We start from the raw sequence: 12,878 nt of genomic DNA, 5'->3' as shown, positions 1-12,878 counted from the left end.
GGGAACCACCGTGCGCACTACCGCCCGCCTGGCTGCTGCCGGGGCTCTGACCGTCGCCGTCCTCGGCGCCACCTCCGGGGCGGCCTTCGCCGACACCTACGCTCCGTCGACCCCGACGCCGTCCGTGTCCGACGTCGTGACCCCGTCCGCGTCCCCGACGACCGGTGGCTCGACCCCGTCGGCGTCCGTGGCCGACACGGCCGACTCCACCACCCCGGCCGCCGTCGGCGACTCCGGCGACGAGCTGGCTTACACCGGCGCCGACGTCCTGCCCTGGGCCGCGGCCGGCACCGTGCTGGTGCTCGGTGGCGCCGCGATGGTCGTGGCGAGCCGTCGCAAGCCGGGTCGCTCGCACTGAGCTGAAGCCCTCACCGCGAAGGGCCGCCGAGTCGTCTCGGCGGCCCTTCGCGCGTTCTCGGTCCAGGAGCAGGTCGGGCAGTCCGCTCGGGATCCCCTCCGGGGAGCAGTGCGTGGACCTGGCTCGCGCACAGCACGTGGTGGCGACGGCAGCCACAGGTTGCCGGGCGGCACCACTCCGTCGTCCAGGCGGCGGCCCGGTGAGCGCGACGGCGGACGTGCGTCGAGGCCGAACTCCGCGAACTCGTCGAACACCGCAGGCACAGTGCCCCGGACCAACCGCGGGCGCGCCGGGGATCCGCTCGAACCTGCGGACCGGGACGTCGACGACCTGACGCGGAACCCGCCCGTCCACGGGGTGTTCTCAGGCGGGCGCGTGGAACCTCTGCTGCGCGGCCTCGAGGCCCTTCCCGACGAGTTCCTCGACCGCGTCGGCCGCGTCCATCAGCAGGAACGGCAGGTCCTTCTTCTCCGTGCCGGAGAACTCCTTGAGCACGAAGTCGGCCGGGTCCTGGCGTCCCGGGGGACGGCCGATCCCGACCCGTACCCGCAGGTAGTTCTTGTCCCCCAACGACTTCGAGATGGAACGCAGGCCGTTGTGGCCGCCCTCGCCACCACCGCGCTTCAGGCGCACGGCGCCGAAGTCGATGTCGAGCTCGTCGTGCACGACGACCAAGCGCTCCGTGGGGACCTCGAAGTACTTCGCCAGCCCGGCGACGGGGCCACCGGAGACGTTCATGTACGACGTCGGGGCCGCGAGGACCACTCGCGGCCCGGGTGCACCGCCGGGCAGGACGCCGAGGCGGACCTCGGCGATCCTGGCGCCGGAACGGTGCCGTTTGAAGGAACCCCGTGTGCGCGACGCCAGCTCGTCGAGCACCATCTGGCCGACGTTGTGCCGGGTGCGTTCGTACTCGGCGCCGGGGTTTCCCAGGCCGACGACGAGCCAGGCGTCGCTCACGGGGTCAGTCCTCCTCGATCAGGCGAGCAGGCTCAGGCCTCTTCGCCCTCGACGGGGGTGTGCTCCTCGCGCACGATGCCGGCCTCGGCCTCGGCGGCCTCCAGCTCGGCCTCGGCCTGGGCGGCGCTGGCGGCGGCGGTGACGACGACGACCAGCTGCTCGGCGTCACCGGCGAGGGAGACGCCCTCGGGCAGCGAGATGTCCGAGGCGGCGACGTGCGAACCGGCGGCCAGACCCTCGACCGAGACGGTGACCGACTCGGGGATGTGGGTGGCCTCGGCCTCGACGGACAGGGTCGTCAGCTCCTGCTGGACGACGGTCTCCGGGCCGGCCTCGCCCTCGAGGTGGACGGGCACCTCGACGGTGACCTTCTCGCCACGGCGGACGACCAGCAGGTCGACGTGCTCGATGAAGCCCTTGATCGGGTCGCGCTGGACGTCCTTGGGCAGGACCAGGTGCGACGCGCCGTCGAGCTCGACGGAGAGCAGCGCGTTGGAGGCGCGCAGCGCGATCATGGTGGCGTGCCCGGGCAGGGCCACGTGGATCGGCGCTTCGCCGTGGCCGTAGATGACCGCGGGGATCTTGTCGGCGCGACGGATGCTGCGGGCAGCGCCCTTGCCGAAGCTGGTGCGCGCCTCGGCGGTGAGCTTGGTCTCGGCCACGGTGGAACTCCTCGATCTCGGGGGCTGGTGCTTCACAGGCCCCGGGAGAGCACGACGACGTCGAGACTTCCACCGCGTCGATCACGGTGACGCTCGCGCGTCACCCTCGCCGAGGCAACCGGCGACAACTGTACCTGCTGCGAGCGCCCCTCAGCGTCCGCGCAGGAGTGGACCGTTGACGCACCGGGCCGGACCTACCGGCCCGATGCGTCAACGGTCCCCACGCGGAGCCGTCAGCTGTGCCCGTCGAACAGCGAGGTGACCGACCCGTCGTCGAAGACCTCGCGGATGGCGCGCGCGAGCAGCGGGGCGATCGAGAGGACCTTCAGCTGCGGGAACTGCTGGGACTGCTGGATGGGCAGCGTGTTGGTCACGACGAGCTCGGAGATCGGCGAGTTCTTCAGCCGGTCCACGGCCGGGCCGGACAGCACGGCGTGCGTCGCGGTCGCGATGACGTCGGCGGCGCCGTTGGCCTTGAGGGCCTCGGCGGCCTGCACGATCGTGCCGGCGGTGTCGATGAGGTCGTCGACCAGGACGCAGGTCCGGCCCTCGACGTCACCGACGACCTCGTGCACCTTCACCTGGTTGGGCACGTTGGGGTCGCGGCGCTTGTGGATGATCGCCAGCGGCGCGCCGAGGCGGTCCGACCACAGGTCGGCCACCCGCACGCGCCCGGCGTCCGGGGACACGATGGTGATGTTCGAGCGGTCGACGCGCTTGCCGACGTGGTCGGCCAGCAGCGGCAGCGCCCACAGGTGGTCGACGGGGCCGTCGAAGAAGCCCTGGATCTGCGCGGTGTGCAGGTCCACCGACATGAGCCGGTCGGCGCCGGCGGTCTTGAACATGTCGGCGATGAGCCGGGCCGAGATGGGCTCGCGGCCGCGGCCCTTCTTGTCCTGACGGGCGTAGCCGTAGAACGGCGCGACCACGGTGATGCGCTTGGCGGAGGCCCGCTTGAGCGCGTCGACCATGATCAGGTGCTCCATGATCCACTGGTTGACGTTCGAGGTGTGGCTCTGGATGACGAACGCGTCCGAACCGCGCACGCTCTCCTCGAAGCGGACGTAGATCTCGGAGTTGGCGAAGTCGTAGGCGCTCGTGGGAACCAGTTCCGCGCCGAGCGCGGCCGAGACCTCCTCCGCCAGCTCCGGGTGCGCGCGCCCCGAGATGAGCACCATGCGCTTCTCGCCCGTCGTGGTGATGCCGGTCATGCCTGGCTCTCCTGCCCTTCAACACTGCCGTTGAAACCGTTCTGAGCCCGCTGCGCCGCCTCGGCCGCGGGAGTTCCTGGACGCTTGGTGAGGGTCCAGCCCTCGAGGTTGCGCTGCGGCGCCACGTTGATCGCGAGCGCCCCCGGGGGGACGTCCCGGCGGATCACCGTGCCCGCGCCGGAGTAGGCGCCGTCGCCGATGGTCACCGGGGCGACGTACATGTTGTCCGACCCCATGCGCACGTGGTCCCCGACGGTCGTGTGCGACTTCGACACGCCGTCGTAGTTCACGAAGACGGAGGCGGCCCCGATGTTGGAGTGCTCCCCGATGGTCGCATCCCCGACGTAGGACAGGTGCGGGACCTTCGACCCGCGGCCGATGCTGGCGTTCTTCGTCTCGACGAAGGTGCCGATCCTGCCGTCGGCGCCGAGCCGGGTCCCGGGGCGCAGGTAGGCGAAGGGCCCGACGTGCGCGCCGTCGCCGATGACGGAGGAGGAGCCGTGCGTGCGCTCGACGACCGCGCCGGCGCCGACCTCGACGTCGGTCAGCGTGGAGTCGGGGCCGACGACGGCGCCGGCCCCGACGCGGGTGGTGCCGTGCAGCTGCACGCCGGGGCGCACGGTCACGTCCTGCTCGAGCTGGACGTCGGCGTCGATCCAGGTGGTGGCGGGATCGACGATCGTGACGCCGGCCAGCATCCACCGGCGCAGCGTGCGGCGGTTGGCCTCGGCCGACGCCTCGGCCAGCTGGGCGCGGTCGTTGACCCCGCGGATCTCCCACTCGTCGTCGAGGGCGAGCGCCTCGACGCGACCGCCGTCGGCGCGCACGAGCGCCAGGACGTCCGTCAGGTAGACCTCGCCGGCGGCGTTGTCCCGGCCGACGCGACCCAGCGCCGAGCGCAGCGCGGCGACGTCGAAGGCGTAGATGCCGGAGTTCACCTCCCGCACCGCGCGCTGCTCGGGGGTGGCGTCCTTCTGCTCCACGATGGCCGTCACGCCGGTGTCGTCGCGCAGCACGCGACCGTAGCCGGTGGGGTCGTCCAGGACGGCGGTGAGCACGGTCATGGCGTTGCCCGCACTGGTGTGGGCGTCGGCGAGCCGGTTCAGCGTGGCCCCCGCCAGCAGCGGCACGTCGCCGTAGGTGACCAGGACGGTGCCGCTGAGGTCACCGGGGAGGGCCTCGAGGCCGCACTGGACGGCACGGCCGGTGCCGGGCACCTCGTCCTGCAGGGCGACGACCACGTCGGGGTGGGAGGCGGTCACGGCCTCGCGCACCCGGTCGGCCTGGTGGCGCAGCACGACCACGAGGTGGCCGGGGCCGGTGGCGCGGGCGGCGTGCAGGGCGTGCGCCACGAGCGGGCGTCCCCCGAGCGGGTGCAGCACCTTGGGGGTGGCCGACTTCATCCGGGTGCCCTCGCCGGCGGCGAGCACGATGACGGCGGCGGGCGGGACGGCGGTGGGCTCAACGGTGGTGGTCACGCGGTGCGCGCTCCTCGCGGCTGGACCTGTCGACTCTGCCGGGGTCACCGGACTGGTGAGTCGGCCGGTGGCGTCGGCGGACAGAGGCGAGGATAACGGTCCCGGCGGCGGCTTCCGGACCAGCCGGCAGCTCCCGGGAGAGGATTCGAACCCCTACTGGACGGGACCAAAACCCGCCGTGCTGCCGTTACACCACCCGGGACGGCTGCTGCGGGGCCCATCCTGCCAGCTCCCCCGCCGGGCTCGATCACCCGTCCGGCAGGATGGTCCCGTGACCCCAGGACGTGCCCGCCCCCGCATGACCGGTGGGGAACGCCGGGAGCAGCTGATCGGTGTGGGCCGCTCGCTGTTCGCCGCCAAGGGCGTCGAGGGCACCACCGTGGAGGAGATCGCGGCGGCGGCCGGCGTGTCCAAACCCGTGGTCTACGAGCACTTCGGCGGCAAGGAAGGCCTGTACGCCGTGGTGGTGGACCGCGAGATCGCGGCCCTGCTGGGCGACATCACCCGGGCGCTGTCGGGCCGCGGCAGCCCGCGCACGCTGCTGGAGCGCGCCACGATCGCCCTGCTGGACTACATCGAGGGCTCCACCGAGGGCTTCCGGATCCTCGTGCGCGACTCCCCCGTGACGCAGACGACCGGCAACTTCGCCAGCCTCATCTCCGACATCGCCCGGCAGGTCGAGCACCTGCTGGTCGACGCGTTCGCCGCGCGCGGGTACGCCCCCGAACGGTCGGGGATGTACGCCCAGATGCTCGTCGGGATGGTCGCGATGACGGGTCAGTGGTGGCTGGACACCCGCGAGCCGGACAAGGAGGAGGTCGCCGCGCACCTGGTGAACCTCGCCTGGAACGGCCTGACCGGTCTGGAGCCCGAACCCCGCCTGTCGGCCCGGGCCGGGTCCCGGCGATCGCTGGAGTTCCCGGGGTGAGCACACCGCAGACGCCGGGCGACCGACCCCGGGTGGGTGCAGGAACGAGTGCGGGGATCGAGGCGGAGGGCGAGGCGGGGGGCGACGCGGGGGTCGACGAGGTCGACCTCATCGTCGCCGCCTGGCGCCGGGAGGCACCTCAGCTCGACGTCGAGCCGCTGGAGGTGCTGTCCCGGGTGGCTCGGCTGGCGCGCCACCTGGACCGGCTGCGGCGCAGCGCCTTCGCCGCGCACGATCTGGAGACCTGGGAGTTCGACGTGCTCGCCGCGCTGCGCCGGGCCGGCGCCCCGCACGAGATGTCCCCCGGTCAGCTGCTGGTGGAGACGCTCGTGACCAGCGGCACGATGACCAACCGGGTGGACCGCCTGGCCGGCCGCGGCTTCGTGCAGCGCCGCCCCGATCCGGACGACCGGCGCAGCGTCCGGGTGCGCCTGACGAGCGCGGGGTCGGACGTCGTGGACGCGGCGCTGGCCGACCTGGTCCAGGCCGAGCACCGCATGCTGGACGTCCTGGGACGCGAAGAACGCCGAGCACTCGCGACGCTGTTGCGTCGGGTGTCGGCGCCCTTCGAGCACTGAACCTCTTCGGCTCAGTACGCCCCGCGCCCGCGGAGCACGGCCCCGGCGGTCTTCCACAGGATCATGAAGTCGAACGTGAAGGACCAGTTCTCCACGTACCGGACGTCGAGGCGCACCGACTCGTCCCAGTCCAGGTCCGAGCGGCCGTTGATCTGCCACAGACCGGTCAGGCCGGGCTTGACCAGCAGGCGGCGACGCATGTCGTAGCCGTACGCGTCGACCTCCTTCTGCAGCGGCGGCCGCGGGCCGACCAGCGACATCTCGCCACGGACGACGTTGATGAGCTGGGGCAGCTCGTCGATGGAGTAGCGGCGCAGGACGCGGCCGACGCGGGTGATGCGCGGGTCGACCTTCATCTTGAACAGGACGCCGTTGCCGTCGGTGGAGTCGCGCAGGTCGATGAGCAGCTTCTCGGCGTCGGTGACCATCGAGCGGAACTTCATCATCGGGAAGGTCTTGCCGTCCTTGCCGACGCGCTGCTGCTTGAAGAAGACCGGGCCGGGGTTGTCCAGCTTGATGGCGATGGCCAGGAACAGGAACAGCGGACTGAGCACGATCAGCGCCAGACCGGCGCTGACGCGGTCGACCGTGGTCTTGGCCAGCCGGCGCACCCCTTCCAGCTCGGGGCGCTCGACGTGCAGCAGCGGCAGGCCGCAGACGGGACGGATCGCCACGCGCGGGCCGATGACCTCGGTCAGGGCCGGGGCCACGACGAGGTCGGCGCGGGTGGCCTCCAGCTCCCAGCCCAGGCGGCGCAGGCCGGGACCGTCGAGCTCGGGGCAGGCCGTGACGGCCACGACGTCGGCGTCCACGCTGGTGACGGCGTGCCGGACGTCGTCGAGGCTGCCGATGACGGGGATGCCCAGTTCGCGCAGTTCGGCGTCGTCGGCCTCGCTGCCCCGGCCGCCGGGGACGCAGGCCCCGACGATCCGCATGCCGTGGTAGCTGGCGCGGTGCAGCTGGCGGGCCATCCCGGCGACCGCGGCGCGGTGCCCCACGGCCACGACGGTCTGCCCGGCCTCACCGCGGGTACGGCGGGAGTGCAGCTGCTGGCGCAGCGCGTACCGGCCCACCAGGGTGAGCAGGATGGCGATCGGGAAGGCCACGACGACGTACCCGCGGGCGATCTCGAGGCCGAAGGCCCACGAGCTGGTGCCGACCAGGGCCACGACGGCCAGCCCCGCGGTCAGGACGCGGTGGAACTCCTCCGAGCCGACCCCCAGGAAGCGGGGTTCGTAGGTGCGCAGCGCGCCCATCGCGACGACCCAGATGACCGGCAGCAGCACCGCGCAGGCCACGACCGCACGACCGGAGGTCGTCGCCAGGTCGGCCGGGGAGTCGTTGAAGCGGGCGAAGAAGCCGACGAAGGCGGCGAGGGCGGCCGACAGGGCGTCGACCGCGACGATCTTCTGGACGTAGGTGCGCTGCCAGGCCGGTGTCCGCTCGGCCAGTCCCATGGCGCCCCGCTGACGCGGGACCAGCAGACGCTCCCGGCGGACCGGGTCGACGATCTCGTCCGCTGGTGAGGTGCCGAGGAGTTGGTCGTCCAGTTCGCCCGGTGCCGTTCTGGCGCCGGGCACGTCGCTGATGCTCAAGGTCCCCCCTGGACTTGGTGCGTCGGCCGCCGATCACCGGCGGCGGCCCCGGAGTGACGCCCCCACGTCAGACCACCGGTGCGTGGCTCAGAGTAGGGGAAAGCCACCCGAACGACGCAAGGGGTGACAGCGCGCGTCACGGATCCCGTGCACGATTGGACCCGATGGGCTCACCCGTTCAGCGTAGTGATCACGGTCGACCACGCTGAGTGATCGAATCGGTGAAGCGGTCACTCCACCAGTTCCGAGGCCGTCAACCACAGTTCCTCGAGCTGTTCACGCTCGGCACCCAGCGCGCGCAGCTCACCGTCGAGCGCGGTGACGGCCGCCAGGTCGGTCGCCTGCGCGGCCAGCTGCGCGTGCAGCTGCTCCTCGCGGCGCGACAGCTTCTCCAGCTGCCGTTCGACGCGGGCCATCTCCTTGCGGGCCGCGCGCACGGCGGCGCCGTCGACGGCGGGCACCCCGCCGTTCGCCGACGGCTCCACCGCGGAGGCGGGACGCGTCTCCCCCGCGGCTTTGAGCTGCGCCCGCCGCTGGAGGTACTCCTCCACCCCGTTCGGCAGGTCGCGCACGGTGCCGTCGCCGAGCAGGGCGACCTGCCGGTCGGTGATGCGCTCCAGCAGGTACCGGTCGTGGCTGACCACGACGAGGGTTCCGGGCCACCCGTCGAGCAGGTCCTCGACCGCGGCCAGGGTGTCGGTGTCCAGGTCGTTGGTCGGCTCGTCCAGCAGCAGGACGTTCGGCTCGGCCATCAGCAGCCGCAGCAGCTGCAGCCGGCGGCGCTCACCGCCGGACAGGTCGTCCACGCGGGTCCAGGCGCGCTGGGCGGTGAACCCCAGACGCTCCAGCAGCTGCCCGGCCGAGACGTCGCGGTCGCCGAGCCGGACGTGGCTGGCGACCTTGTCGGCCGCCTCCAGCGCCCGCAGCTCGCCCACCTCGTCGAGTTCACGGACCTCCTGCGACAACGTCGCCACCACGACGGTCTGCCCGCGCCTGACCCGGCCCGCGTCCGGCACCTGGGTGCCGTTGACCAGCCGCAGCAGCGAGGACTTGCCCGCGCCGTTGACGCCGACGATCCCGACCCGGTCGCCCGGGCCCAGCCGCCACGTCACCCGGTCCAGCAGGGTCTTGCCGCGGAAGGCGAGGGTGACGTCCTCGAGGTCGACGACGTCCTTGCCCAGGCGGGTGGTGGCCATCCGGGCCAGCTCGACGGTGTCCCGCAGCGGGGGCACGTCCTCGATGAGGGCGTTGGCCGCGTCGATGCGGAAGCGCGGTTTGCTCGTGCGGGCCGGAGCGCCGCGGCGCAGCCAGGCCAGCTCCTTGCGCAGCAGGTTCTGCCGGCGCTCCTCGGTGACAGCGGCGACGCGGGCGCGCTCGGCCCGGGTCAGCACGTACGCGGCGTAGCCGCCGTCGTAGGCGTCGACGACCCCGTCGTGGACCTCCCAGACCCGCTCGCAGACCGCGTCGAGGAACCAGCGGTCGTGGGTGACGACCAGCAGCGCGCCGGATCCGGCGGCCCACCGGCCGCGCAGGTGCTCGGCCAGCCAGGCGACACCCTCGACGTCGAGGTGGTTGGTGGGCTCGTCCAGGACGACGAGGTCGTGCTCGCCGGCCAGCAGGGCCGCCAGCGCGACCCGCCGGCGCTGGCCACCGGACAGCGTGGAGACGACGGCGTCCAGGCCGCCGACCTCGGAGGCGTCCAGGTCGCCGAGCAGGCCGGCGACGACGTCCCGCACCCACGACTGCGAGGCCCAGGCGTGGGCGGGCTGGTCGCCGAGCACGGCCTCGCGCACGGTCGCCCCGGGCGGCAGGGTGTCGGCCTGCGACAGCATGCCCAGGCGCAAACCACCGGTGTGCGTGATGCGGCCGCCGTCGGGTTCCTGGCTGCGGGTCAGCAGGCGCAGCAGCGTCGACTTCCCGTCGCCGTTGCGGCCGACGACGCCGATCCGGTCGCCCTCGGAGACGCCCAGCGACACCTCGTCGAGGAGCGTGCGCGAGCCGTGGACGACGGTGAGCCTCTCGGCGCTCACCAGGTTGGACATCAGGAGCCTCTCGTGGAACGGGTGGTGCCGACGGGTTCGAGGACGCGTGCCCCCGGGACGGGTCCGGTCGCGGTGCGCAGCCGGCCCTCGCCGAGGACCGGGGCCAGGTCGCGGACCAGCCGCCGGGCCTCGGCGGGCGAGGAGACCAGCAGCGCGACGGTCGGCCCCGATCCGGAGACGACCCCGGCCACGGCCCCGGCCGCGCGGCCGGCCTCCAGGGTCGCCGTCAGCTCGGGGGCCAGCGAGCAGGCGGCCTCGGCCAGGTCGTTGGACAACGCCTCGCCCAGCGCCTGCACGTCCCCGCTGCGCAGGGCGAACTCCACGGCCTCCAGGCGCCCGTCGGCGGGCGGGGCGCTCCAGTCGTCCAGCCCGCGCAGCCGGTCGCACTCGGCGAAGACGGCCGGGGTGGACAACCCCGCCGTGCCCAGGACGAACACCCACGAGAAGCTCGCGGTGGTCAGGACGGGCACCAGCCGATCGCCGCGGCCGGTGCCCACGGCGGTGCGCCCGTGCAGCCCGAAGGGCACGTCGGAACCGAGCTCGGCCCCCAGTTCGGCCAGACCGTCCAGCCCGGAGTGCAACCGCCACAAGGCGTCGCAGGCGACCAGGGCCGCGGCGGCGTCGGCCGACCCCCCGGCCATCCCGCCCGCCACCGGGACCTCCTTGCGCACGTGCAGGTGCACGGGCTCGTCGACGCCGGCGCGCTCGGCCAGCAGCCGCGCGGCCCGCAGCGCGAGGTTGGACCCGTCCAGCGGCACACCGCTGACGTCGGTGCCGCCCACGGACTCGACGGTGATGCCGTACTCGTCGGCGGGGGTCGCGGTGACGTCCTCGTGCAGCGAGACGGCCTGGAAGACCGTCACCAGGTCGTGGAAGCCGTCGTCGCGGCGCGGCCCGACCTGCAGCAGCAGGTTGACCTTGGCCGAAGCCCGCGCGGTGACCCCGGCGGAGGGGGTGGAGGGACTGCCGGACACGAGGTCCGACCCTACGGTGTCGTCGGGAGTCCACCCGACCTGGACGCCTGGGCGGCGATGCGGGCGAAGTCCTCGACGGTCAGCTGCTCCCCGCGCGCCGAGGGGTCCACCCCGGCCGCACGCAGCAGCTCCTCGGCGCGCGCCGGCGACCCGGCCCAGCCCGCCAGGGCGGCGCGCAAGGTCTTGCGGCGCTGGGCGAAGGCGGCGTCGACGACGGCGAAGACCTGCTCACGGGTCGCCGACGTCCGCGGCGGTTCGCGGCGGGTGAAGGCCACGAGCCCGGAGTCGACGCGCGGCACCGGCCAGAACACCGGCGGTGGCACCGCCCCGGCGCGCTTGGCGACGGCGTACCAGGCCGTCTTGACACTGGGCACGCCGTAGGTGCGGCTGCCGGGTCCGGCCACGAGCCGGTCGGCGACCTCGGACTGGACCATGACGACGCCGTGCCGCAGCGTCGGGAAGCGCTGGAACATCGTCAGCAGCACCGGGACCGCGACGTTGTAGGGCAGGTTCGCCACCAGCGCGGTGGGCGCCGGCCCGGGCAGCTCGGTGACCTTCAGCGCGTCGGACAGGACGACCTCGAAGGACGTCCCGGCCCGGGCGCGCTCGGCCAGGGTGGTCGGCAGCTCGGCGGCCAGCACCGGGTCGATCTCGACGGCGACGAGGCGGTCGACGACCTCCAGCAGCGCCAGCGTCAGCGAGCCGAGCCCGGGGCCGACCTCGACCACGACGTCGTCGGGGGCCAGGTCGGCGACCCGGACGATGCGCCGGACGGTGTTGGCGTCGACGACGAAGTTCTGCCCGAGGGTCTTCGTCGGTCGGATGCCGAGCCTGTCGGCCAGGTCGCGAACGTCCCTGGCCGACAGGAGGGAACTCAGAGCTTCTTGCCGCACACGGGCCATTGTCCGGCACCGGAGCGCTGGTAGAGCAGCTTGGCGCGGTAGGTCTGCTCGTCGGCCGAGGCCTGGCTGGGCAGGCCGCTGCCGCCGACCGACTTCCAGGTGCTCACCGAGAACTGGTAGAGGCCGTGGTACTTGCCGTTGGCCGAGACGATCGAGGGGTTGCCACCCGACTCGCACTTGGCCAGCGCGCCCCAGTTCAGCGAGTCGGCGCCGCCGCCGACGGACCCGCCACCACCGGAGGACGAGGAGGACGAGGAGGACGAGGAGGACGACGAGGACGACGAGGCCGCCGCGGGCGCCGGGGCCGGCGCGGGCCGGGCCTTGGTGCCGACCTGGACGACCTCCTCGACGGGGGCGAGGTCGACGACCTCGCCGGTCACGTCGTGCTGGGTGCGCACACCGTCGCGGAACACGTCGGCGTAGGTGAGGGTCTTGGACCCGTCGACGCCGGCGGTGACGACCTTCTTCTCCCCCTTGTAGAGGGTGTCGGTCTCCTCGGTGCGGGTGCCGTGCGCGATCGCCACCTGCTCGGTGCTGGTGGAACGGTCGATCCGGATGACGCCGACGGTGAAGCCGGGGGTCAGGCGGGTGTCGCCGGCCGCGGTGACCTCGTCGCCCTCGCGGACGGTCACGCCGGCCTCGGCCAGCAGGCCGTCGACGTCGGTCGCGGTGCTGGTCAGCCCGATGCGCTGGCCGTCGGCGAAGACCGCGACCTCCTTGGGCGTGGTCACGTCCAGGGCCAGACCCTGGCGGCCCAGCGGCTCGGAGCGGGAGGCGGACAGCTTGGCGCCGTCGGCGCGCACGTCGAGGTCGGCCAGGGCCGCGTCGACGGTCTGCGCGGTGGTCCAGTAGGTCTTGGTCTCACCGTCGACGGTGAGCGTGAGCTCGCGGCCGTAGCGCACGACGATCGTCTGCCCGTCGGCGAGTTCCGTGTCGGCGGCGGGGGCCACGATGTCGTGCTCCCCGATCGAGATGCCCTGGTCCTGCAGGACGTCACCGACGGTGCCGCCGAAGGCGCTCACCTCGGTCCGCTGCCCGTCGGCGTCGACCACGACGTCCTTGTCGAGGGCGGTGAAGGCGACCGTGCCGCCGACCACGGCGGCCAGGCACGTGCCCCCGGCGGCCAGGCGGACGGTGCGGGAGGTCTTGCGGACAGCGTGGGCGAGGCGCAACTGCACGAGGGATCCTTC

12 protein-coding genes and 1 tRNA gene are annotated in these 12,878 nt (G+C 73.2%); 3 read left to right on the top strand and 10 right to left on the bottom strand.

From position 1 onward, the window contains the following. Positions 1 to 10: 10 nt before the first annotated feature. On the top strand, positions 11 to 358 hold the full coding sequence (locus tag ACRYR2_RS01745; protein WP_432561081.1) for a hypothetical protein: 348 nt from the start codon (positions 11 to 13) through the stop codon (positions 356 to 358). Positions 359 to 721: 363 nt separating this feature from the next. Here ACRYR2_RS01745 and pth read toward each other — a convergent pair whose 3' ends face one another. The 5 genes from pth to ACRYR2_RS01720 all read right to left on the bottom strand — a co-directional run bounded on the left by pth (position 722) and on the right by ACRYR2_RS01720 (position 4,871). After that, on the bottom strand, positions 722 to 1,318 hold the full coding sequence (pth, locus tag ACRYR2_RS01740; RefSeq protein WP_432561080.1) for an aminoacyl-tRNA hydrolase: 597 nt from the start codon (positions 1,316 to 1,318) through the stop codon (positions 722 to 724). Between the two features lie 32 nt (positions 1,319 to 1,350). After that, on the bottom strand, positions 1,351 to 1,980 hold the full coding sequence (locus ACRYR2_RS01735; RefSeq protein ID WP_432561079.1) for a 50S ribosomal protein L25/general stress protein Ctc: 630 nt from the start codon (positions 1,978 to 1,980) through the stop codon (positions 1,351 to 1,353). A 233-nt stretch (positions 1,981 to 2,213) separates the two neighbouring features. Then, positions 2,214 to 3,191, bottom strand: a complete 978-nt coding sequence (locus tag ACRYR2_RS01730; protein ID WP_432561078.1) for a ribose-phosphate diphosphokinase — start codon at positions 3,189 to 3,191, stop codon at positions 2,214 to 2,216. Further along, positions 3,188 to 4,669 carry a bifunctional UDP-N-acetylglucosamine diphosphorylase/glucosamine-1-phosphate N-acetyltransferase GlmU gene (gene glmU / locus ACRYR2_RS01725; protein WP_432561077.1) on the bottom strand — a complete coding sequence of 494 codons (1,482 nt, stop codon included), beginning with the start codon at positions 4,667 to 4,669 and terminating at the stop codon, positions 3,188 to 3,190. The genes ACRYR2_RS01730 and glmU overlap by 4 nt, the downstream gene beginning before the upstream one ends. Positions 4,670 to 4,799: 130 nt before the next feature. Continuing rightward, positions 4,800 to 4,871 (bottom strand) — tRNA-Gln (locus tag ACRYR2_RS01720). Between the two features lie 96 nt (positions 4,872 to 4,967). Here ACRYR2_RS01720 and ACRYR2_RS01715 point away from each other — a divergent pair. Continuing rightward, positions 4,968 to 5,597: a TetR/AcrR family transcriptional regulator gene (locus tag ACRYR2_RS01715; protein ID WP_432561144.1), complete on the top strand. Its 630-nt coding sequence runs from the start codon at positions 4,968 to 4,970 to the stop codon at positions 5,595 to 5,597. Between the two features lie 56 nt (positions 5,598 to 5,653). Next, positions 5,654 to 6,175: a MarR family winged helix-turn-helix transcriptional regulator gene (locus ACRYR2_RS01710; protein WP_432561143.1), complete on the top strand. Its 522-nt coding sequence runs from the start codon at positions 5,654 to 5,656 to the stop codon at positions 6,173 to 6,175. An 11-nt stretch (positions 6,176 to 6,186) separates the two neighbouring features. Here the strand turns inward: ACRYR2_RS01710 and ACRYR2_RS01705 are convergent, their stop codons facing one another. From ACRYR2_RS01705 to ACRYR2_RS01685, 5 genes are all read right to left on the bottom strand, one after another. Further along, on the bottom strand, positions 6,187 to 7,632 hold the full coding sequence (locus tag ACRYR2_RS01705) for a sugar transferase (protein ID WP_432561142.1): 1,446 nt from the start codon (positions 7,630 to 7,632) through the stop codon (positions 6,187 to 6,189). A 368-nt stretch (positions 7,633 to 8,000) separates the two neighbouring features. Then, positions 8,001 to 9,812 (bottom strand): ABC-F family ATP-binding cassette domain-containing protein, encoded by a 1,812-nt coding sequence (locus ACRYR2_RS01700; RefSeq protein WP_432561076.1) that lies wholly within the window; start codon positions 9,810 to 9,812, stop codon positions 8,001 to 8,003. Then, the gene (locus tag ACRYR2_RS01695; RefSeq protein WP_432561075.1) at positions 9,812 to 10,786 is read right to left on the bottom strand and encodes a 4-(cytidine 5'-diphospho)-2-C-methyl-D-erythritol kinase; all 975 of its coding nucleotides are present in this window, start codon (positions 10,784 to 10,786) and stop codon (positions 9,812 to 9,814) included. Before ACRYR2_RS01695 ends, ACRYR2_RS01700 begins: the two co-directional genes overlap by 1 nt. 11 nt (positions 10,787 to 10,797) lie before the next feature. Then, positions 10,798 to 11,688, bottom strand: a complete 891-nt coding sequence (gene rsmA, locus ACRYR2_RS01690; protein ID WP_432561074.1) for a 16S rRNA (adenine(1518)-N(6)/adenine(1519)-N(6))-dimethyltransferase RsmA — start codon at positions 11,686 to 11,688, stop codon at positions 10,798 to 10,800. After that, a complete protein-coding gene (locus ACRYR2_RS01685; protein WP_432561073.1) occupies positions 11,661 to 12,866 on the bottom strand; it encodes a ubiquitin-like domain-containing protein in 1,206 nt (401 codons plus the stop codon). Before ACRYR2_RS01685 ends, rsmA begins: the two co-directional genes overlap by 28 nt. Positions 12,867 to 12,878 lie beyond the last annotated feature (12 nt).

Source organism: Kineococcus deserti, from assembly GCF_050871945.1.
In the GTDB taxonomy this organism is placed as follows: domain Bacteria; phylum Actinomycetota; class Actinomycetes; order Actinomycetales; family Kineococcaceae; genus Kineococcus.
The sequence above is the reverse complement of the archived record's forward strand: the minus strand, read 5'-3'. Positions and strand labels throughout refer to the sequence as shown.

Excerpts from the sequence above, each read along its gene's own strand:
- ACRYR2_RS01730 (WP_432561078.1), bottom strand. The coding sequence starts at position 3,191 with ATGACCGGCATCACCACGACGGGCGAGAAGCGCATGGTGCTCATCTCG.
- ACRYR2_RS01715 (WP_432561144.1), top strand. The coding sequence starts at position 4,968 with ATGACCGGTGGGGAACGCCGGGAGCAGCTGATCGGTGTGGGCCGCTCG.
- ACRYR2_RS01705 (WP_432561142.1), bottom strand. The coding sequence starts at position 7,632 with ATGGGACTGGCCGAGCGGACACCGGCCTGGCAGCGCACCTACGTCCAG.
- ACRYR2_RS01700 (WP_432561076.1), bottom strand. The coding sequence starts at position 9,812 with ATGTCCAACCTGGTGAGCGCCGAGAGGCTCACCGTCGTCCACGGCTCG.
- rsmA (WP_432561074.1), bottom strand. The coding sequence starts at position 11,688 with ATGGCCCGTGTGCGGCAAGAAGCTCTGAGTTCCCTCCTGTCGGCCAGG.